The sequence below is a fragment of the Erythrobacter sp. MTPC3 genome, from assembly GCF_042854385.1.
GTDB lineage: Bacteria > Pseudomonadota > Alphaproteobacteria > Sphingomonadales > Sphingomonadaceae > Erythrobacter.
On sequence record NZ_BTGP01000002.1, the window covers coordinates 352,898 to 372,810 of the forward strand.

The 19,913-nt window shown below is 60.4% G+C and carries 24 protein-coding genes and 1 tRNA gene; 11 read left to right on the forward strand and 14 right to left on the reverse strand.

Going from position 1 to position 19,913, the window contains the following annotated elements; all coding sequences use genetic code 11:
- Positions 1-4 precede the first annotated feature (4 nt).
- From gcvH to ACGHU1_RS04435, 4 genes are all read left to right on the forward strand, one after another.
- Positions 5-376 (forward strand): glycine cleavage system protein GcvH, encoded by a 372-nt coding sequence (gene gcvH, locus ACGHU1_RS04420; protein ID WP_390583829.1) that lies wholly within the window; start codon positions 5-7, stop codon positions 374-376.
- Positions 377-465: 89 nt separating this feature from the next.
- Positions 466-1,842, forward strand: a complete 1,377-nt coding sequence (gene gcvPA, locus ACGHU1_RS04425) for an aminomethyl-transferring glycine dehydrogenase subunit GcvPA (RefSeq protein ID WP_390583830.1) — start codon at positions 466-468, stop codon at positions 1,840-1,842.
- Positions 1,839-3,404, forward strand: a complete 1,566-nt coding sequence (gene gcvPB, locus ACGHU1_RS04430) for an aminomethyl-transferring glycine dehydrogenase subunit GcvPB (RefSeq protein WP_390583832.1) — start codon at positions 1,839-1,841, stop codon at positions 3,402-3,404. The genes gcvPA and gcvPB overlap by 4 nt, the downstream gene beginning before the upstream one ends.
- A gap of 24 nt (positions 3,405-3,428) precedes the next feature.
- Positions 3,429-4,469 (forward strand): DUF6624 domain-containing protein, encoded by a 1,041-nt coding sequence (locus ACGHU1_RS04435; protein ID WP_390583834.1) that lies wholly within the window; start codon positions 3,429-3,431, stop codon positions 4,467-4,469.
- On the opposite strand, the gene ACGHU1_RS04440 is transcribed toward ACGHU1_RS04435, so the two are convergent.
- Both ACGHU1_RS04440 and ACGHU1_RS04445 read right to left on the reverse strand, forming a co-directional pair.
- Positions 4,466-5,806 carry a lipopolysaccharide biosynthesis protein gene (locus ACGHU1_RS04440; RefSeq protein WP_390583836.1) on the reverse strand — a complete coding sequence of 447 codons (1,341 nt, stop codon included), beginning with the start codon at positions 5,804-5,806 and terminating at the stop codon, positions 4,466-4,468. The two genes, ACGHU1_RS04435 and ACGHU1_RS04440, sit on opposite strands and share 4 nt — an antisense overlap.
- A 43-nt stretch (positions 5,807-5,849) precedes the next feature.
- The gene (locus ACGHU1_RS04445) at positions 5,850-6,662 is read right to left on the reverse strand and encodes a hypothetical protein (RefSeq protein ID WP_390583838.1); all 813 of its coding nucleotides are present in this window, start codon (positions 6,660-6,662) and stop codon (positions 5,850-5,852) included.
- A gap of 89 nt (positions 6,663-6,751) precedes the next feature.
- Here ACGHU1_RS04445 and ACGHU1_RS04450 point away from each other — a divergent pair, with 89 nt between their 5' ends.
- Complete coding sequence (locus ACGHU1_RS04450) at positions 6,752-7,489, forward strand: hypothetical protein (RefSeq protein WP_390583839.1); 738 nt, start codon at positions 6,752-6,754, stop codon at positions 7,487-7,489.
- On the opposite strand, the gene mmsB is transcribed toward ACGHU1_RS04450, so the two are convergent.
- From mmsB to ACGHU1_RS04475, 5 genes are read right to left on the reverse strand one after another with little or no spacing between them, the layout of a single operon-like run.
- The gene (mmsB, locus tag ACGHU1_RS04455; RefSeq protein WP_390583841.1) at positions 7,476-8,345 is read right to left on the reverse strand and encodes a 3-hydroxyisobutyrate dehydrogenase; all 870 of its coding nucleotides are present in this window, start codon (positions 8,343-8,345) and stop codon (positions 7,476-7,478) included. The two genes, ACGHU1_RS04450 and mmsB, sit on opposite strands and share 14 nt — an antisense overlap.
- Positions 8,342-8,692, reverse strand: a complete 351-nt coding sequence (locus tag ACGHU1_RS04460; RefSeq protein WP_390583843.1) for a hypothetical protein — start codon at positions 8,690-8,692, stop codon at positions 8,342-8,344. Before ACGHU1_RS04460 ends, mmsB begins: the two co-directional genes overlap by 4 nt.
- Before the next feature lies 1 nt (position 8,693).
- On the reverse strand, positions 8,694-9,488 hold the full coding sequence (locus ACGHU1_RS04465) for an enoyl-CoA hydratase-related protein (protein WP_390583845.1): 795 nt from the start codon (positions 9,486-9,488) through the stop codon (positions 8,694-8,696).
- Positions 9,485-10,552, reverse strand: coding sequence for an enoyl-CoA hydratase/isomerase family protein (locus tag ACGHU1_RS04470; RefSeq protein WP_390583847.1), 1,068 nt, complete (start codon positions 10,550-10,552; stop codon positions 9,485-9,487). The genes ACGHU1_RS04465 and ACGHU1_RS04470 overlap by 4 nt, the downstream gene beginning before the upstream one ends.
- A 12-nt stretch (positions 10,553-10,564) precedes the next feature.
- Positions 10,565-11,710, reverse strand: coding sequence for an acyl-CoA dehydrogenase family protein (locus tag ACGHU1_RS04475; RefSeq protein ID WP_390583849.1), 1,146 nt, complete (start codon positions 11,708-11,710; stop codon positions 10,565-10,567).
- 137 nt (positions 11,711-11,847) lie between these two features.
- Between ACGHU1_RS04475 and ACGHU1_RS04480 the strand changes: the two genes are divergently transcribed.
- Positions 11,848-12,255 carry a hypothetical protein gene (locus ACGHU1_RS04480; protein ID WP_390583851.1) on the forward strand — a complete coding sequence of 136 codons (408 nt, stop codon included), beginning with the start codon at positions 11,848-11,850 and terminating at the stop codon, positions 12,253-12,255.
- On the opposite strand, the gene ACGHU1_RS04485 is transcribed toward ACGHU1_RS04480, so the two are convergent.
- The 6 genes from ACGHU1_RS04485 to ACGHU1_RS04510 all read right to left on the reverse strand — a co-directional run bounded on the left by ACGHU1_RS04485 (position 12,252) and on the right by ACGHU1_RS04510 (position 16,265).
- Positions 12,252-12,656, reverse strand: coding sequence for a RidA family protein (locus ACGHU1_RS04485; protein ID WP_390583853.1), 405 nt, complete (start codon positions 12,654-12,656; stop codon positions 12,252-12,254). The genes ACGHU1_RS04480 and ACGHU1_RS04485 overlap by 4 nt on opposite strands.
- Complete coding sequence (locus ACGHU1_RS04490; RefSeq protein ID WP_390583855.1) at positions 12,653-12,970, reverse strand: I78 family peptidase inhibitor; 318 nt, start codon at positions 12,968-12,970, stop codon at positions 12,653-12,655. The genes ACGHU1_RS04485 and ACGHU1_RS04490 overlap by 4 nt, the downstream gene beginning before the upstream one ends.
- Positions 12,967-13,488, reverse strand: coding sequence for a hypothetical protein (locus ACGHU1_RS04495; RefSeq protein WP_390583857.1), 522 nt, complete (start codon positions 13,486-13,488; stop codon positions 12,967-12,969). The genes ACGHU1_RS04490 and ACGHU1_RS04495 overlap by 4 nt, the downstream gene beginning before the upstream one ends.
- A 75-nt stretch (positions 13,489-13,563) precedes the next feature.
- Positions 13,564-15,057: a CoA-acylating methylmalonate-semialdehyde dehydrogenase gene (locus ACGHU1_RS04500; protein WP_390583859.1), complete on the reverse strand. Its 1,494-nt coding sequence runs from the start codon at positions 15,055-15,057 to the stop codon at positions 13,564-13,566.
- A 221-nt stretch (positions 15,058-15,278) separates the two neighbouring features.
- Positions 15,279-15,806: an RICIN domain-containing protein gene (locus ACGHU1_RS04505; protein ID WP_390583861.1), complete on the reverse strand. Its 528-nt coding sequence runs from the start codon at positions 15,804-15,806 to the stop codon at positions 15,279-15,281.
- 108 nt (positions 15,807-15,914) lie between these two features.
- On the reverse strand, positions 15,915-16,265 hold the full coding sequence (locus tag ACGHU1_RS04510; protein ID WP_390583863.1) for a hypothetical protein: 351 nt from the start codon (positions 16,263-16,265) through the stop codon (positions 15,915-15,917).
- 168 nt (positions 16,266-16,433) lie between these two features.
- Here ACGHU1_RS04510 and ACGHU1_RS04515 point away from each other — a divergent pair.
- Positions 16,434-16,507 (forward strand) — tRNA-Gly (locus ACGHU1_RS04515).
- A gap of 83 nt (positions 16,508-16,590) precedes the next feature.
- On the opposite strand, the gene ACGHU1_RS04520 is transcribed toward ACGHU1_RS04515, so the two are convergent.
- Positions 16,591-17,385, reverse strand: coding sequence for an SDR family oxidoreductase (locus ACGHU1_RS04520; RefSeq protein ID WP_390583865.1), 795 nt, complete (start codon positions 17,383-17,385; stop codon positions 16,591-16,593).
- A 131-nt stretch (positions 17,386-17,516) separates the two neighbouring features.
- Between ACGHU1_RS04520 and ACGHU1_RS04525 the strand changes: the two genes are divergently transcribed.
- The 4 genes from ACGHU1_RS04525 to ACGHU1_RS04540 all read left to right on the forward strand — a co-directional run bounded on the left by ACGHU1_RS04525 (position 17,517) and on the right by ACGHU1_RS04540 (position 19,911).
- Positions 17,517-18,080: a hypothetical protein gene (locus tag ACGHU1_RS04525; RefSeq protein ID WP_390583867.1), complete on the forward strand. Its 564-nt coding sequence runs from the start codon at positions 17,517-17,519 to the stop codon at positions 18,078-18,080.
- 133 nt (positions 18,081-18,213) lie between these two features.
- Complete coding sequence (locus ACGHU1_RS04530; protein WP_390583869.1) at positions 18,214-18,675, forward strand: Dps family protein; 462 nt, start codon at positions 18,214-18,216, stop codon at positions 18,673-18,675.
- An 88-nt stretch (positions 18,676-18,763) separates the two neighbouring features.
- Entirely contained in the window at positions 18,764-19,420 is a 657-nt protein-coding gene (locus tag ACGHU1_RS04535) for a 6-phosphogluconolactonase (RefSeq protein ID WP_390583872.1), read from the forward strand.
- On the forward strand, positions 19,417-19,911 hold the full coding sequence (locus ACGHU1_RS04540) for an NUDIX hydrolase (protein WP_390583874.1): 495 nt from the start codon (positions 19,417-19,419) through the stop codon (positions 19,909-19,911). Before ACGHU1_RS04535 ends, ACGHU1_RS04540 begins: the two co-directional genes overlap by 4 nt.
- Positions 19,912-19,913 lie beyond the last annotated feature (2 nt).

Here is a 19,913-nt window from a genome sequence, read left to right on the forward strand (position 1 = left end):
AATTATGCCGCGTTACTTCACCGATGAACACGAATGGATCGATGTCGAAGGCGAAAGCGCCACTGTCGGCATCACCGATTATGCGCAGGAGCAGCTCGGCGATATCGTCTTTGTCGAACTTCCCAGTGTCGGCACCATGCTGGACAAAGGCGGCGATGCAGCCGTGGTCGAAAGTGTGAAAGCGGCGAGCGATGTCTACGCCCCGATCACCGGAGAAGTGACCGAAGGCAATGCCGCCCTCGAAGACGAACCGGCACTGGTCAATTCCTCGGCCGAAGAAGAAGGCTGGTTTTTCCGCATGACCATTTCAGACACGGACGAGCTGGAAGGTCTGATGGACGACAAGGCTTACAAGACTTTCGTGGATAGCCTCTAACCCGGCCATCCCGTCAACACCGCCGCCCGTAACTGAGCCGTTACGGATTTGCCCGTCAGTCGAAAAAGCGGGCTCAGGAGAATATTGCGATGCGTTACCTGCCTCTCACCGATACCGACCGCGCCGATATGCTGAAGCGCGTGGGCGCTTCATCGATTGACGATTTGTTTGTCGATGTGCCCGCCGTGGCGCAGCTTGACGGGCCGATCCGCGACCTGCCGATGCATGCCAGCGAGATGGCGGTTGAGCGTCATATGAAAGCGCGCGCGGGCAAGAACCTTGCCGCAGGGGACGCGCCGTTTTTCCTCGGCGCGGGCGCGTACCGCCACCACGTCCCGGCGAGCGTCGATACGGTGATCCAGCGGGGCGAGTTCCTGACCGCCTATACGCCTTACCAGCCGGAAATCGCGCAGGGCACGCTGCAAATGCTGTTTGAATTTCAAACGCAGGTTGCTCGGCTGTATGGCTGTGCGGTGGCCAATGCCTCGCTTTACGATGGCTCGACCGCGTGCTGGGAAGCGGTGGCGATGGCAACGCGCGTGACAAAGCGGAAACGAGCGGTCCTCTCCGGCGCGCTTCACCCGCATTATTCGCAGGTCGTCAAAACAATGGCGCAGTTTACCGGGGACGAGATTGCCGATGCGCAGCCTTCGATCCAGACAGAGCCTGATCTCGACGGCCTGATCAGCCGCATTGACGATGAAACTGCCTGCGTTGTCGTGCAGTATCCCGATATTCTGGGCCGGGTCAGCGATCTGTCGAAAGTTGCCGAAGCAGCCAATGCCAAAGGCGCCTTGCTGGTCGCGGTTAATACCGAACCGGTGGCGCTGGGTGCGATGAAATCGCCGGGTGAGCTCGGCGCGGATATCGTCGTGGGTGAAGGGCAGTCGATCGGTGTCGGTCTGCAATTTGGCGGACCGTATCTCGGCCTGTTTGCCGTGCGCGATCCAAAGCATGTTCGCCAGATGCCGGGCCGTCTGTGCGGCGAAACCACCGACGCAGAGGGCAAGCGCGGTTTCGTACTGACGCTCTCCACCCGCGAGCAGCATATTCGCCGCGAAAAAGCGACGTCGAACATCTGCACCAATTCCGGGCTTTGCGCGCTCGCTTTCACCGTCCACATGACCCTGCTCGGGGAAAAGGGGATGCGCGAACTGGCGGCGGAAAACCACCGGCTTGCCTGCCATGCCGCTGACCGGCTGGCAAAAGTGCCGGGCGTGACAGTGCTGAACGATGCGTTTTTCAACGAATTCACCCTGATGCTGGATGGGAAGCCCGCGCGCGAGATTGTGCGCGAACTCGCCGACCGCGGCGTGCTGGGCGGGGTGTCGCTTGGCCGGCTGTATCCCGGTATCGACGCGCTGGAGCAGGCACTGCTTGTCGCCGTGACCGAAATGACCACCGAAGACGATATCGAGACGCTCGCCACCGAGCTGGCGTCTCTCGTGAAGGAGCCAGCCCAATGAACGCGCCTAACAAATCCGGTTGGAAACCCGCCATGACCGCTTCGGAAGACGGCCTGCATAACGGCCCGCAAACGGTCACCGGCAACCGGGCCCTGATGCTGGAAGAGCCTCTGATTTTCGAGATCGGCCATGCGGAAACGACCGGCGTCGATCTGCCAGAAGTGAATGAAAATGCCCCGACCCGCCTCGGCGGACTGGAGCGTGACAAACCGATTGGACTGGTCGGTTTGACCGAACCTGAAACGGTGCGTCACTACACACGGTTGAGCCGCCAGAATTACGGCATCGACCTTGGGTTCTTCCCGCTCGGCTCGTGCACGATGAAGCACAATCCGCGTCTGAATGAAAAAATGGCGCGGCTGCCCGGTTTTGCAGATATTCACCCGCTCGCCCCTCAGCAAAGCGTGCAAGGCGCGCTGCAGGTCATTCACGAACTGGGCGACTGGCTTTGCAAACTCACCGGAATGCCGTCTGTCGCGATGAGCCCGAAAGCCGGTGCGCATGGCGAGCTTTGCGGTATCCTCGCGATCCGCGCTGCGCACACCGCCGCCGGCAACCCGCGCGAAGTCGTGCTGGTGCCCGAAAGCGCGCACGGCACGAACCCGGCGACGGCTGCCTTTGCGGGCTACAAGGTTGAGGATATTCCCGCCACACCCGAAGGCCGCGTCGATGTCGCTGCCTTGAAAGAACGGCTAGGCCCGGACGTGGCAGGGGTGATGATCACCAATCCCAATACGTGCGGCCTGTTCGAAAAGGATTTCCGCGAGATTGCCGATGCGGTCCACGACGCGGGAGGATACGTCTATTGCGACGGCGCGAACTTCAACGCCATCGTCGGCCGCGTGCGTCCCGGCGATCTGGGCGTCGATGCGATGCACATCAATCTGCACAAGACATTCTCCACCCCGCACGGCGGCGGCGGTCCCGGCTCCGGTCCGGTTGTCTTTTCCGATGCGCTCGCCCCGTTTGCCCCGCTGCCGTTCATCCGCAAGCATGAAAACGGCGAATACGAACTGATCGAAGAGGAAAAGCGCGAGGTATCGCGCGGCCAGACCTTTGGCCGGATGACCGCATTTCACGGGCAAATGGGTATGTTCACCCGCGCGCTCACTTACATGCTTAGCCACGGGGCCGACGGGCTGAAACAGGTGGCAGAGGACGCGGTGCTGAACGCCAACTACGTGCTGCGCAGCCTCGAAGATATTTTGCACGCGCCATTCGCGGATAGCGGCCCGTGCATGCATGAGGCGCTGTTTGGCGATAAGGATTTCGGCGGCGGTTTGACGACGCTGGACTTGGCAAAGTCACTAATCGACGAGGGGTATCACCCGATGACGGTGTATTTCCCGCTGGTGGTTCACGGCGCGATGCTGGTCGAACCAACCGAGACGGAGAGCAAGGCATCGCTCGACCAGTTCATCGAGGCATTCCGATCTGTGACGGAGCGCGCGCTGGCTGGCGACGAGACCATGAAAGAAGCCCCATACTACGCACCGCGCCGCCGGCTGGATGAAACAGCCGCTGCGCGCAAGCCGAAGTTAAGCTGGAGCGCGCCAGACTAGATTTCATTCAGTAAGAGGGCAGGTATGCGCGGTTTCGAATGGTTTTTGACTGCCACGGCCTTGGTGTCTTTGACGGCTCCAGCGATAGCGCATGAATTGGGAGGCCAAGAGGCTGCGATCGCGGACCACCCCGATCCGCCTCCAATTGTTGCTGAACGCATTACCGATGGGCGCTTCGAACCTGGCGATTTTGAATATCTGCGCGGCTATTTCCCCGGTGCCGATGCCCGGGAAACTGCCCGGTACAGGCAAATGACTGACTGGCTTGAGCAGTGCAGAGAAGTTGGTAAAGCGCGACTGGCTGCGCAGCTTGCCGCTGCGGGCCTTACGCTTGAGGATGATCGCTACACAATTTCCTCCCCGTCGCTGTGCACACAAGTGTTCCGCGGAGAGCAATTCAAACAATTCGAAACATTCGATCAATTGCAGAATGCCGCACGCGAAGCGCGGCTGGTATTTGCAACGCTGATCGAAAGCATCCGCCTTGTCGAGCAACGTGTTGGCCCGATCACCCCAAATTTCGCGCGCGAGCTCGAAACGCGGATATTGGGGGAGCAATTGCTGCGGCTCTCTTATAACTGGGGCGCTACCACCGGAGATAACCCGCGCATTCCGCAGATGAGCGATGATGCCAAGATTGTTTTCAAAACCTTTGTCACCGGTGAAATTGGCCCAATTGACCGTGCCAACACACTTTGGCTGAAACGCCATGTGCATGAAAATGGGTGGCCACTTCTGTCAGAGGTAGGTGAGAAAGCATCGAACGCCGCATGGCTTTTAGTGCAGCATGCAGATCATGACCCTGTTTTTCAGTTTGATGCGCTAAAACTCATGGAGCCGCTCGTTGCAGAGGGCGAAGTTTCAAAAGGGAACTTTGCCTATCTTTATGATCGAATCATGTTGAAGCTGAACGGTGAGCAGCGTTACGCAACGCAAATGTCGTGCAGGGACGGGGCATACGTGCCTCAACCTCTCGAAGAGGCAGGGCGGGTTGATGAGCTGCGGGCGGAGATGGAGCTTGATCCACTGTCCGAATATCTCACCAACTTTCCGGCGAGTTGTTAAATTTTTGGGGGCGGTTCAGACGCTGTTATCGCCTCCCCGCTTGTTGCACTCTTCCGCTCTGCCTCAGCCGCCGGATCGGCTTCGACCACGAACCTGATTTCGCGCAGGTTGAGGATCGCGACGTAAAAGCCGACCACCGCGAGCGAACTTGATCCGAGCACCGCGAAGGCCGCGCCTTTTGCGCCGTTCCAGTCAATCGCCGCGTCGAGCAGCACCAGCGCAAGGATCGTCGGCACCGCTCGCACGATAAAAGCTGTGCCTGCCCGGCCTGCCGAAACCAGCAGCGATTCAAGGCTGGCGCCGACCAGCTCGACAGCGCCCGCAATCGCCAAGATCACCATCGCCCAGTAGAACACACGGAATTCTGCGCCCGCAATCGCCTCCAGACCCCAGCGGCCAAAGAACACCGCGAACAGCACCGCCAGCACGCCGCCAACCAGCGCGATATTTGCCATGCGCCGCGCGATGGCCAGCGCATCCTCGCGGGCATGGACCAGCTCTGGCAGGATGGCCTTGGAAACGGTCTGGGCGAGCGCGATCAACGCCTGACCCAGCTGGCTGGCCACCCTGAAGCCGCCAAGCAATGCCGCGCCGCCGAATGTCCCGACCAGCAGGATCATCACCTGCTTGCCCGCAATCGTCAGGCTACCGGACATGTTGGTCGACAATACGAACCGCCACGCATCGGCGTGTTTGGCGGGGATGCGGCGTAAACTCAGGGCCGACAGGTCGATGCGTTCATGGCGCGCTGCGGTAAACCACAGGGCCGCCGCAACCGCGATTTCGGACAGGGCATAGGCGAGGATGAAGCCCGCAACGCTCGGCATGAACAGCCAGGCAAGCACCGCTCCGGCGGCGCGGATGATCGGCTGCACAGCCTCTGCCGCTGTCGCCTTGGGATATTCGAAATTGAGCCGCAGCAGCCCCACCGGAGTGGTGCGGATCGACAACAGTGAAACCACACAATACCCGAACGTCAGCCACAGCAGGTCCGGCGGCAACGGAAGCCATAACGGCACGCTCAGCACCAGCAGCGCGGCAAACACCGTGCCCATCGCGACCGACAGCAGGTCCAGCGCAATGGCAAAGCCGGTGGCATCAATCTTGTTCTGCGGATCGGGGCCATCGCCATTCGCACCCCAACGCACAATGAATTGCCACGTCTGGAAATTCGCAAGCCCCGTGACCGTTTGGCCCAGCGCAACGATGGCCGCGAAGTATCCGAACCCCTCCAGGCCAAGCGTGCGGGTGGCGAGCGCGAGGTAAACGAGGCTGAGCACGGCATTCAATCCGCGTCCGCCGAGCAGCCAGCCCATATTTGCAAACAGGCGTCCCATTATGTGGCCATCATCCCGCTCTTTGGTATGCTTTGCACCGGGCTCAGGCGCTTGCAGCCTCACCTTCGCGGCGTTTCAGTATCTTTTCTGTCACTGCGAAAGTGCGCTCGTTATCGACGTCGATGGCATAGTGGCCGTCGGACAGCACGATCGGTGTGAGTTTGAAACCGAACCGGCGAGAGACTTGCTCAAACAGCTTCTCCTTTGATCCCCAGCCCATGCGGAACCGGATCAGGTTCACGAAGCCGAATGCCTTGATGATGCGGCGCGGGAATTTCACGAACTGCCCGCCTTCGCGCATGATTTCCGCGGCGCTCAGCGCCTGTTCGCTGCCGATCCAGTACATGTTGCAATTGGAATAGCCGCCATCACGAAACTGGTAGAAACGCGACTGACCCTCGGGATCGGCGGCCTGCACGTCTTCCTTGCGCGCGAGGCCCGCTGCACCGCCAGCCTGCGCCGCGAAGCATTTCTGGATGAACTCGCTGTAACCATCTGGCGTGACGAGGCAATTGTCAGCGGTGGTGATCAGCAGCGGAAATTCGATACCCTCCGCGCCGGAAAACACGCTGTCGACGATGTTGAACTTGCCCTCTGCAAATGTCAGGCGGCCCTCTTCGATCAGCTTTGCCACCGTGGGCAGCGCCGCGATCTCGTCGGGTTCATGGGCGACAATACGGATCGCGCCGACACGCTCGCAGGCGGAAACCTGCTGCACCACGCGCTCCACCATCGGGACGCCGTTCACCGGCACAACGCATTTCTGGGCGACATTTGCGCGCGCTGCCAGCGGATCGAGCACGCCCGAACGCTTGCCAGCCATGATGAGCGCGGTTGCTTTGGTTTGGTTGGTCATAAGACGCGCCTTTACCGGCAAAGCGGGTCCGGCGCAAAGCAAGGATTGGCGCACTTGTGCAAGGGTGGCGAGCGGGGCATGGGGCGGGGATGCGGATTGTCTTTTCACGCAAGGGGTTTGATAGCAGCGCAGGTGGCGGTCCTTCGCCGATTGTCGACGGCCGTCCGATCAGCCTGCCGATACCTGCAGGCGCGGCGAGCGCGGCGACTTATGGCGATCTGGGACTAGGTGATCTGGCGAGCCGCGCGAGCAAGGGGAAAGTGCGCGCGGGCGATGCCTGCCACCATGATCCGATGTTCCGCGATGACGGGACATGCGTGTTCGGCCAGTGCGGCGCAGCGCAGACCCATCTGGAACGGCAGGGCGTGGGCCTTGGCGATGTATTCGTGTTCTTCGGCCTGTTCGCGGACGAGCATTCGGGCGAGCCGCATCACCGCATTTTCGGCTATCTTCGGGCTGAGGAGATTATTGCGTTGGCCGGGGGCGCGCCTGCTGATCTGGTGGAGATCGGCCACCCCCATGCGCTCGCGATGCATCACAGGAACGACTGCATCTGGCGCGGCGAAGGTCGCACGGCGCAGCGCGCCAGCGATGCGTTGAGGCTGACGGTGCGAGACGGTCCGCCCAGCCTATGGAACCGGCCTGACTGGTTAAAGCGCGGCGGGCTTTCCTACCACGACCGCGCCGACCGCTGGATACGCGGCAAACCCGGTGAGCGCAGGCTACGCAGCGTCGCGCGCGGTCAGGAATTTGTCGCGGATATCGGGCGCAGCCAGGCTCCGCGCGACTGGTTGAGTGGCATTATCGCCGAGATCAATAGGTCTTGATCAGGGCTGAGAAATCCAGCCCGCCATTGCCCGCGCCATTGAAATCTTCGTAAAGCGCCGCCGCGCGCGCGCCCATCGGGACCGCGCTGTCAGATGCGTCGGCTGCCTCCATCGCGAGCCGCAAGTCTTTCAGCATCAATGCCGTGGCAAACCCGCCCTGATAATCATTGTCAGAGGGGCTTTGTGGTCCAACACCGGGGACCGGACAATAGCTGGTCATGGACCAGTTCTGACCCGATGAAACGGACGAGATATCGTAGAATGTCTGCGGGTCGAGGCCGAGTTTCTCTGCCATCTGGAACGCTTCGCAGGTGCCGGCCATATGGATGGCGAGCAGCATGTTGTTGCAGATTTTCGCCGCCTGTCCGTTGCCAGAATCGCCTGCGTGGATCACGGCCTTGCCCATCGCTTCAAGCACGGGTTTCGCGCGGTCAAATGCGCTTTGCGTGCCGCCAACCATGAAGGTCAGCGTGCCGCCATTCGCCGCCGCGATCCCGCCCGATACAGGCGCATCGACCATTTCATAGCCGTCACTTTCCGCAGCACCGATAACATCGCGCGCGGTCGCCACGTCAATGGTCGAACAATCGAGGAAGATAGCGCCCGCGGGGGCCGTGCCGATCACGGAATCGGTGTAGACGCCTTTGACGATTGCGCCGTTGGGCAGCATGGAAACTACCGCTTCTGCCCCGGTCACCGCTTCCCCGATTGAGCCGAATACGCCGCAGCCCGCCTCTTTCGCAGCGGTCAGTGCATCTTGCGACAGGTCGAAAGCGCGCACATCATGGCCTGCTTTCACAAGGTTTGCAGCCATTCCGCCGCCCATGTTTCCCAGTCCGATAAAGGCGATTTTCATACAGAGGTATCCTTCGCATGTCGGCCGAGCAGGACAGCTTTGAAATCGCCATCATGCTTCCAGCCAAGATAGGTGAGATAGGGTAGCAGGAACCCGGCCCCGCCGAAAAACGCCAAAAGTGTGAGGATCAGCCCAATCAAAGAGGGGCCGTTGCGCCAAAGTGTCCAGCTTGCCGACAGGAACAGCATCAGCATGAAATCCAGATTGAATTGTCCGGGCCATGCCCACTCGGCCATATCGCCGAAGAAATCGGGAAACAGGTTCAGCCCGTGAACGGCGACCACCTGACCGGTGTAGAACGCCAGGATGCCCCACAGCACCATCAGGACAAATGTAAAGGGTTTCAAATCAGCGCCCCTTCCACTGGCCCTCGCGTTTTTCGATGAAGGCGGCCATCCCCTCTGCTTTGTCCTCGCTGGCGGTGAGGATCTGGAAGATGCGGCGCTCAACGATCAGGCCCTGATCCAGCGTCATTTCAAACGCGCTGTTGACCATTTCCTTATTCGCAATTGTAGCCATTGGCGGCATTCCCGCGATGGTTGCGGCGGTTTTCATCACGCTGGTGAGCAATTCGGCCTGCGGGACCACACGCACGATCAAATTGCTGCGTTCGGCTTCCTCGGCGTCCATCATGCGGCCTGTCAGACACATTTCCATCGATTTCGACTTGCCGATGGCGCGGGTCAGGCGCTGCGATCCGCCCATGCCGGGGGCGACGCCCAGCTTGATTTCGGGCTGACCGAATTTTGCATTGTCCGATGCAATGATGAAATCGGCCATCATCGCAAGTTCGCATCCTCCGCCCAGCGCAAATCCATTGACGGCAGCGATCCACGGCTTGCGGGTTTTCTTTACGATTTCGCTCGTCCACGGCGAGAAGAAATCATCGAGATAGAAATCGGCCGCAGCCTTCTCGCTCATCTCCTTGATATCCGCGCCTGCGGCAAAGGCTTTCTCGCCCGATCCGGTTAGGACAGCGCACAGCTGGGTACCGTCGGCCTGATAATCGGCGAAGGCCTGTATCAGCTCGTCCAGAACCACCGAATTCAGCGCATTCAGCGCCTCGGGCCGGTTGATTGTCAGCAGCGTGACGCCGTTCGTGCCGTGCGCGTTCTTTTCAGCGGTGATGGCTTCGTAAGTCATAGCGGCTTCCATTCCTCGTTTTCAGGCAGGGGCGCAAAGATGCTGTCGATCAGGTCTTCGCTCACCAGTTCGGGCGTAGGCGGGTTCCATTTGGGATCGCCCGTCTTGTCCACGATCACCGCGCGCACGCCCTCGGCAAAATCGGGGCGGGTCAGCACGCGGCTGGCGATGCGGTATTCCATGCGCATATTGTCGGCAAAATCGGTCAGCTTCGCGCTTTCGGCCAGTTGGCGCAGAGCCACCTTGCAGGTCTGAGGGCTTTTGGTGCCGAGCGTATCGCGCTCTTTCGCGGCCCAATCCGCGCCGCCGTTTTCGTTCGTTTCAATCTCGTTTTCGAGGCTGGCGAGGATGTTTTCGTACCTGTCGGATGCGAAGTGTTTCGCAATGCGCAGCGCATTGTTTTCGATCCGGGCGTCAGGCGGTGTTCCCACGGGTTCGGACAAGATGCCGGCGATCCGGTTCGGACGTTCGATGATGCGCGCTTTCAAATCAGCGATCATCGCGCTTGGGACGTAATGCGTCGCTAGTCCGGTCCACAGACACTCGGCCCCGTCCAGCCGCGCGCCGGTCAGCGCGAGGAATTGGCCAAGGCGCCCGCCAAGGCGTGAGAGATACCAGCCGCCACCGACATCGGGGAACAGGCCGATCCCGGTTTCGGGCATCGCAAAGCGTGTGTTTTCTGTCGCGACGCGGAATTTGGCTGGCTGGGAAATGCCAACACCGCCGCCCATCGTGATCCCGTCCATAAAGGCGACGACAGGTTTCGGATAGGTGAAGATCTGGTGGTTTAACTGGTATTCGTCGTGAAAGAACTTGCGCCCCGAAACGCCGCCATCGTTCAGCGCGGAATCGCGCAGCATCAGGATATCACCGCCCGCGCAAAATCCGCGTCCTTCGGCGTGGTCGATGATTACCGCTTCAACCGCGTCATCATGCTCCCACTTGGTCAGCGCCGCGCTCATCGCGTGGCACATGTCCAGCGTTAGCGCGTGCAGCGCCTTTGGACGGTTGAGGGAGATATGGCCGACACGGCCATGGGTATGGATGTTTACGTCTTGGGTCATGGTTCGCGGTCCTTACTGGCGCAGCAGATCGCGGCCCACGATCATTCGCATGACCTGATTGGTGCCTTCGAGGATGGAGTGCACGCGCAGGTCGCGCCAGAAACGTTCAATCGGGTAATCTTTGAGATAGCCGTATCCGCCGAACAATTGCAGCGCATCGTTCACGACCTTGCTGCCATTGTCGGTCGCCAGCCGTTTTGCCATTGCGGAAAAACGCGATTTGTCGGGCGCGTTGTCCGTCACCTTGGCCGCGGCAAGATACAGCAGCGCGCGCGCCGCCTCCAGATCGGTGGCCATGTCGGCCAGCATGAACTGGGTGTTCTGGAAATCGGCGATGGCTGTGTCGAACTGTTTGCGGTCCTTGGTGTAGGACACCGCCTCATCCAGGCATCGCTGCGCCCCGCCAAGTGAACACGCGCCGATATTCAGCCGCCCGCCATCCAGACCCATCATCGCAAAGCGGAAACCTTCGCCTTCATCGCCGACGCGGTTTTCCAACGGCACGCGCGCGTCCTCAAAAATGACCTGCGCGGTGGGGGAGGCATTCCAGCCCAGTTTCTTTTCCGGTGCGCCAAAGCTGACGCCGGGCGTGTCCTTGTCAATGACGAGGCAGGTGATGCCTTTTGTCTTGTGATCGCTGGTGCGAACCATCGTGACATAGACATCATTCACGCCGCCGCCCGAGATAAATTGTTTCGTCCCGTTGAGGACGTAATGATCCCCGTCCAGCCGCGCGCTGGCTTTCAGCCCCGCAGCATCCGATCCGCTGCCCGGTTCTGTCAGGCAGTAACTCGCGATTTTGTCCATCGTGATGAGATCGGGAAGGTATTTGTCCTTCACGCCCGCGCCGCCGAACTGGTCGATCATCCACGCGGCCATGTTGTGGATCGAGATGAACGCCGAAGTCGTGGGGCAGCCATAGGCCATCGCCTCCATGATTAGCGCCGCCTCAAGCCGGCCCAGCCCGATGCCGCCCGATTCTTCCGAGACGTAGATCGCGCCAAACCCCAGCTCGGCGCTCTGTTTGATCACGTCTTTGGGAAAGATATGTTTCTCATCCCATTCCCCGGCATTCGGGGTGATGTTGTCTGCGGTGAATCGCTGCGCCATTTCCTGGATCGCAAGCTGATCGTCGGTGAGAGAAAATTGTCCTTGCATGAGCCAGCATCTACCCCGCTTGGCCGTGCTAGAAAAGGGTTGGCGGGCCACCTTTTTGCTAGGGTCGAATACGCAAGGTGCCAGCCCGATTTGCGCAAGGATGTAACCAAGGCGGGTTACGTTGCGTATCTATTGACATGACAGACCAAACCGCGCCTCTGCTGATCGTTTATAATGCCGACAGCGGTATCCTGAATGCGCTGTTCGATGCAGTGCGCAAACAGGTGTTGCCGCAAAATTATCCATGCTCGCTCTGCGCGCTGACATACGGCGCTGTGTCGATGCATGGAGAGTGGCGAAAATTTTTGAAAGGTTTGGGCTGCGAGGTGATCTTTCACCACCGCGATAATTTTCATCAGGCATACCCTGCATATGACGGCGACCTGCCAGCAATCCTGCTGGCGGATCACAGCGGAGCGCTGCGCGAATTGGTCGGCGCGGCCGAGCTGGATGCGATGGTTGACCTGACTGAGCTGGTCAACAGGGTCGAAGCCGGGGTGGAACAGCAGATGTCGCGCAATCCCGATGCGCGGATGAGTACTTAAGTTCGCCGCACAATCGCTTCGGCTTCGATTTCTACTTTCCATTCCGCGCGGCAGAGCCAAGCGACGCCTGCCATCGTCGCCGCTGGTCTGGCGTTTCCAAAATACCGCGCATGGACCGCGCCGACGGCATCCTGGTCATCAAAATCGGTAAGGAGCATTCGGGTGCGGACAATATCGGAAGCTGCGCCGCCCAGCTCCTCGATAGCGGCAATAATCAATTCGCAGCAGCGGGCTGCCTGCGCAGCGGCACCGCCTTCGGTGGTTGAACCGTCGGATTGGATCGGGCCAGTGCCCGCGACTACAATGCGGTCGCCGTATCGAACCGCGCGGCAAAATCCGAATTGATTTTCGTAGGGCGAACCGGAAAATGCCCGCTGGCGCCGGGTACCGTCGGCGCTCATCCGCAGGTGATCGCGGTAATTTTCAATTCAGCGTCATAGCGCACGTTTACCCGTTCCTCACGGTAATCCATCGTCCATGCTGAATTGGGCGGTCCCCAGCGTAATCGCTGTGCGCCCGTTTTCTCGCGGATGACGCGGCCCAGTTCCTGTGTGACGGTTTCGCCGATATGCTGCTGGACAAGCGACGCATCGCATGTCCCCTGCACAGGACGCTCAATCGGTTCTGGCGCAGGTTTGGCGGGTTCAGGATCGGCATAAACGCCCGCGCAGGCGCATAGAGAAAGCGCGGGGAGGAGAGCCAGTGCAGCCTTCATGCCGGATCCCCTGTTGGCGGGCATTTCTTCGCCGGATATTCGTCAATTTCTTTCGGCGTTTCGCCATCAGACGCGTGGAGCCGCAGCTCTTCCCCTTCGCCCACCAGCGATAGCCGCGTCGCCTGTTGCCACGTTTCCCCTTCGCCTTCCATGTTGAGCGTGACGACCACGTCCTCACCTTCCATTCGGGTGCCGCTCACTATGCCGAGCGATTCGTAAAACATGATCTCGCTGGCGGAAATTTCCATCCGCATATCGCTTTCGAGGGCGCAGGTGCCGCCTTCGTAATCCCATATGCCGTGAAACCGGGCGGGGATCAGGTCGGCCTGCGGTGCATCGCCGTCTTCGGTGCCGGGGATGGGCCCAGCGCCGTCGCCGATGCCGCCATCTGGTTCGACAGGCATCGGCTTTTCCGTCCCGTCCTGCGCGGCCTGCGATTCATCGGGCATGTTTTCAGACGCTTCGCCGCCGCACGCCGAGAGTGAAATCAGCAACATCATTCCGAGAAAAGCACGCATTTTATCCTCCGTTTCTGCGGACTCTAAGTGCCCGCTCTCGCAGCAATTCGCTTGTTGTGCGCGTAATGCCGCGCGTTATCCCATGGTCGGAATCACGAATGCGTTGCTGCCATCGCCGCCGCCATCGGGCCAACGCTGCGTCACCTTTTTGAGCTTGGTCCAGAATTTCAGACCTTCGGTGCCGTATTGGTCGGTGTCGCCAAATCCGCTGCGTTTCCATCCGCCAAAGCTGTGATAGCTGACGGGGACAGGGATCGGCACGTTGATGCCGACCATGCCGACATTGACGCGGCTGGCAAATTCGCGTGCGGCGTGGCCGTTGCGGGTGAACAGCGCGACACCGTTGCCGTATTGGTGGTCGCTAGGCAGACGCAGCGCATCTTCGAAGTCATTGGCGCGCACGATCTGGAGCACGGGGCCGAAAATCTCTTCCTGATAGCTTTCCATTTTCGGTGTCACATGGTCGATCAGGGTCGGGCCGATGAAAAACCCTTTCTCGTGCCCCTGCAGCGTGAACCCGCGCCCGTCGACGACGATCTCCGCGCCTTCTTTCTCGGCAGTATCGATCCAGCCTTCGACGCGCGCCTTGTGCTCTGGCGTGACGACCGGGCCGTAATGCGCATCGGGATCGTTCGACACGCCGATATTCAGCGCATGGATTGCCGGGATCAGCTTTTCTTTCAGGCGCTCTGCCGTTTCCTCGCCAACCGGCACCACAACCGGCAGGGCCATGCAGCGTTCACCGGCCGATCCGAAGGCCGCACCAGCCAGATCATTGACCACCTGATCAAGGTCCGCATCCGGCATCACGATACCATGGTTTTTCGCGCCGCCCATCGCCTGAATACGCTTCCCAGCGGCAACGCCGCGCTTGTAAACGTAATGCGCGATATCGGACGACCCGACAAAGCTGACGGCGCTGATGGCAGGATGATCGAGGATCGCATCGACCATCTCCTTGTCACCGTGCACCACCTGCAGCAGCCCCTCGGGCGCGCCAGCTTCGACGAACAATTCGGCGAGGCGCACGGGCACGCTGGGATCGCGCTCAGATGGCTTCAAAATGAAGGCGTTGCCAGCCGCGATTGCCATGCCGAACATCCACATCGGGATCATCGCGGGGAAGTTAAACGGAGTGATCCCTGCGCCAATGCCCAGCGGCTGGCGCATGGAATAGACATCAATTCCCGGACCTGCGCCCTGCGTATATTCGCCTTTCAGCACCTGCGGAATACCGCAGGCATACTCGATCACTTCCAATCCGCGCTGAACATCGCCCTTCGCATCGTCGATGACTTTGCCGTGCTCGGAAGACAGCAGCTCGGCCAGTTGCTGCATGTTCTGCTCGATCAAATCCTTGAACTTGAACATGACCCGCGCGCGTTTTTGCGGATTGGTTGCGGCCCATTCCGGCTGCACTTTCAGCGCGGTCGCAACCGCCTGTTCCAGCAGCGCGGCATCGCCGAGCCCGACCTCTGCCTGCACTTCGCCGGTGGACGGGTTCCAGACCTGATGGGTGCGGACGGGGTCGGGGCTGTCACCAACGATAAAGTGGTCGATCTGACGCATGGGGGAGGTCTCCTCTCGTGTATACCCAGCGCAAATGCCCGACGCGCGGCGCGGCGGCAAGGGGAAGCGGCCTGCCAAAAGTGCTTATCGTGTGTAGTTTTGCGAAAAGAGCGCCCGGATAACTTCTGGTCAGCTGGGCGAAACAAAAGGGTGGCCCCGCGCAATGACTGTAAGGGGGATCATCACGCGGGACCGTAAAACGGGCCAAGTTGCCGGTATTGCTATTCTACCATGGCCCAGTTCTGGCCGCGAGCGCGATCGCAGTCCCACAGCTGCACCTGTCCGCCATTCTTGCTGCGATCAGCGCGGTGCACTTCGAGGCAGGCACCGCTCGAATGGACGAATGTGTAGAACGGCATTTTGGCAAGGATATTCGCGGCCGGCCCCGCATTGCCGACCGTCGCGGCGGGCCGCCGCTGCCATTGCTGGGCTTCGTTCCCGTCACATCCGAATACTTGAATGCGCGCCCCTTTTCCGCGGCCTGCCGCTTCCAGACACATGCCTGCGCCGGTCACGATCAAGCCGTCCTCTTCAAGGTAGATGAATTTCTGGTTAGTCCCTGAATTGCAGGTCCAAAGCTGGACATTGCCGCCTTGAACGGTCTGGCTGGGGCCATCCACGTCTAGGCACATTTTATCCGACATCTGGATCGCTGTGCCAACGCCTGCCTCGATCTCAATCGGACCGGGGCGAGTTGGCACGCCGCCGGGTGCGCCGCCGATCCCAGGCTGCCCGATAGAACCGCCCATCAGCGCCACTTCCTCAGCGAAGTTCTCAGGATAGGCCAGTTCCAGCGGCTCCAGTGAAAACTGCGGCGCGAAAAAGCCGGTTCCAGCGGCCCGGATGCTGCCATCGGGCTATAATTTCCAAACCATCTCGCGCTGGAGCAGGATGTCATATGCCATGAACTGCCCGTCATCGACCTGCGTCAGGCTGGTGCTGGTGACCATCCCCTGATCCACTTTCCAGAAGATCATGTGGCTCCACCCTTCGAGCGCGATGACGTGCCCGTTTTCGATGAGTACCTGTTTGTTCAGCTCCCGCAGACGCCAGACACCATCGATTACGGTCGGTTCGCCCGGCGCAACCTCCTCATATGATGGCAATTGCGCAGGAGCCTGCGCTGCCGCCTGTTGGGCGGTAAGCGGCATGAAGATCGCGAAAATGGCAACCGCCCACAGCCGCAAGTTCAAGAATGCCTGTTGCATGAATTCCTCCGTTTGATGCGCCGGGTATGCAGCGCGGCCGGGAAGGAGGGGATGGGGTTAATCCCCCAATCATGGCTTGGATGCGAGGGGCGGACCGGGGAACGGGAAGGTCGCGCTTTGCGATTGCGCACACGCGGCAGCAGCAGTATCAGCCCGGTGTAACGCCGCGCGGGTGTAGCTCAATGGTAGAGCAGCAGCTTCCCAAGCTGACGACGAGGGTTCGATTCCCTTCACCCGCTCCATCGCCGCGGCAGGCCTTCGCGCCACAGTTGCGCGGGAAAATTCCGTAGATTTATCGCGTTCCCCAATCAGCCCACACACACGTTTAGCGCGGCGGCATTCGGATCGCTCCGTCCAGCCGGAACTGGTGGCCGTTGATATAGCTGTTGCTGGCAATCTCGCAGATGAGGGAGGCAAACTCCTCCGGCTCGCCCAGCCGCTTGGGAAAGGGGACTGACGCGTTAAGCTGATCCCACATTTGCGGATTGCGGTCCTTCATTCCCAGCATCAGCGGGGTGGCGAAGATGCCCGGCATGACCGAATTGACGCGGATGCCCAGGTCCATCAGATCGCGCGCCATCGGCAGGACCAGCCCGTTCACGCCCGATTTGCAGCTGCCGTAGATGACCTGCCCGATCTGGCCATCTTGCGCAGCGACGCTGGCGGTTAGCGTGATTGATCCGCGCTCCCCGTCATCATTCACCGGATCGCTGTTCGCCATGCCGAGCGCAGAGATGCTGGCGACGCGGTAGCTCGCCACCAGAATGCCCTGCGCGCCAAATTCGTAATCCGCTGTCGAAAGGCGTTTGTATCCGCCTGTCTGTTTGTCAAAGCCCACGGTCTTGCCGCGTTTCGATGCCATGGCGCAGTGCACCGTCGCGCGTTCCTGACCATTGGCGGCGCGCGCTGCGGTAAAGCCTGCCTCTACGCTGTCTTCGTCCATGATATCGACATGGTGGAAGGTTCCGCCAATTTCGGCGGCGTGTTCCTCGCCCGCCGCATCATTGATGTCGAAGATTGCGACCTTCAGCCCGCGCTGTGCCAGCGCAGCGGCGCTTGCCCGGCCCAGACCCGACGCGCCGCCTGTAACGACGGCCGCCATTCCATTTTCAAGTTTCATTGTCTCTCCTCTTCCAACCACTTCTCGATAGCGCCGGAACGCGGCGCACGCCAATTGCCAATACGAAGCGGTCGGCAGGCCTAAACCGGTAGGGCTGGAACAGGCGGGCGGGCGTGCTAGGGGCGGTCAAGATGGATGCTTTCCTGTTCACCCTGATACTTACCTTCGCGATTGCGCTGGGCGGGCGCGACCAGTTGATCGTCGGCCAGTTCACCGATGCGGCCGGTCACAACGGCCCGATGTTGTTGTTGGGCATGGGCTGCGCTGCGGCAAGCGCGGCGGTAATGGGCTTCGCCGGGTGGAGCATTGCGGCAATGCTGCCTTCGCGCGCGGCAGACATGCTGGTCGCATTCGCGCTGGCCGCAGCCGGGGTTGAACTGCTGTTTGAGGTGCGGCTGAAGGATATGAAGGAGCCGACGCGGTCCTATGTCGCGATCGCTGCGGTGCTGTTCGTTCGCCAGTTGATGGACGGCGCGCGCTTTGTCGTTTTCGCTTTCGCTGCGCAAGCCGTATATCCGCTTGTCACAATCATCGGCGGCGCGCTGGGCGGGGCAGCGGCTGTTGCGCTCGGGTGGTATGCGAGCAAGCGGCGGCTGGAGGCATTCCCGCTGCGCTGGATTAGGACCGGTTTTGGCGCGTGTTTGATCGTTGCCGCGATCTACATCGGATTGAACGCTCGTTTCTCGCCTCTGTGATCGACCAGTTCGATTAATATGATTGGCAATTCCTCGAAACCAATTGCGCGTTCGGCCATTGTATTAGCGATCATCCAATTGCGCGCCGCTGCCCCAAACCGGCGCCTCACATTACAAATTTAGGAGGACAAGCATGCTTGACCAAAACGACAATTCAAAAACCGCACTCATCTCGGAGATTAACGGCCTGCTGGCCGATCATTTCGCGCTGTATGTGAAGACCAAGAATTTTCACTGGCACGTGAAGGGTAAACATTTCCGCGACCTTCACCTGCTGTTCGACGAACAGGCTATCGAAATCCGCGACCAGATTGATGAAATCGGTGAACGCGCCCGCAAACAGGGCGGTGATACGATCACATCGGTTGCCATGATTTCGCAGCTGACGCAGGTCAAGGATCAGGACAGCGCATCGCTGACCGCCGAAGACATGTTGGCCGAACTGCGCGATGACAACCAGAAGATGGTCGAGCGTTTGAAATCGATGAAGGAATTGGCCGAACAGGCAGGCGACAACGCCACCGACGGCCTTCTGGACGATTGGACCGACATGGCCGAAGAGCGCGTCTGGTTCCTCAGTTCGTTTCTCGGATAATCGTTAGAATATAAGCGGCGCATCAGCGTCCACATCAAAAGGGCTGTTTCCGGTTAGCCGGGAGCAGCCCTTTTGCTATGGCGGGGTAATGGACTCGCCCGAAATCATCACCGCCGAAATGATCAACGATGCCTCGCCGCCCGTTATAGCCGACTGGATCGAGACCCGGCTCGCCGCCGCGCTGGACGAGCAAGAGGGGCCGGTCGCCGTGACCATTCCGGGCGGATCGACACCGTTTCCCATTCTGGCAGATCTGGTGCAACGCGATCTCGACTGGGCGCGGCTGCAATTCTGGCCGAACGATGACCGGATCGTGCCAGAGGATCACGAGGCGTCAAACACTGGGAAAATGCGCGCCTTGCTGGAGCCGGTGGGCGCTGCGGTCTGTGCGCTTGGCGAAGACAGCAGCCCGCCGCATTTTGTGCTGACATGGCTTGGCATGGGGCCGGACGGTCACATCGCCTCGCTCTTTCCGAACACCGATCCGGAGCTGGAAGACACGCGGCATGTCCGCCGGCTAACGCCTGATCCGCTGCCCGCCCATGCGCCATTCGATCGCATTACGCTGACACTGCCGGCACTGCTCGATTGCGATGCGATCCTTTTCACGCTGGGCGGGGCGGGGGACAAGCGCGCCGTGTTCGAGGCGGCGATGCGCGGCGAGAATGACCTGCCGATTGCGCGGCTGCTGTGCGGCGCTGCCGGACGCGGGCCTGCCTCGATGCCGGTCACGTGCTTCACATGATCGGCCTAATCCCCGCTCCGATCCACCGCGCGATCATGCCCATCGCGCACGGCGTCCGCCATCGCTGGCGCAAATTTTCAGGCAAGCCGATTTCGGGCGTCAGCGTCATCCTCACAAATCTGTCCGGCGACGTATTGTTGTTGAGGCATTCATACGGGCCGAAAGTCTGGGCATTGCCCGGCGGCGGTCTTAAAAAAGGCGAAGACCCCGCCGAATGCGCCCGGCGCGAAGTGCGCGAGGAATTGGGCGTGGAGATAACCGCGTTGCAATCGCTCGGCACCCTCGAAGAAATGCTTTCAGGCGCGCCTCACACTGCGCACCTGTTTGCCGCGACATGCAATGCGCGTCCGAAACCGGATCGCAGGGAGATATTGGAGGTCCGTTTTTTCCCGTCGCATTCGCTGCCCGAACCGCTCGGCAGGGTCACCCGGTCCCGCATTGCCGCATGGAAGGCGCGCGGTATTGGCGGCGCGAACACCGCCAAGACATAGAA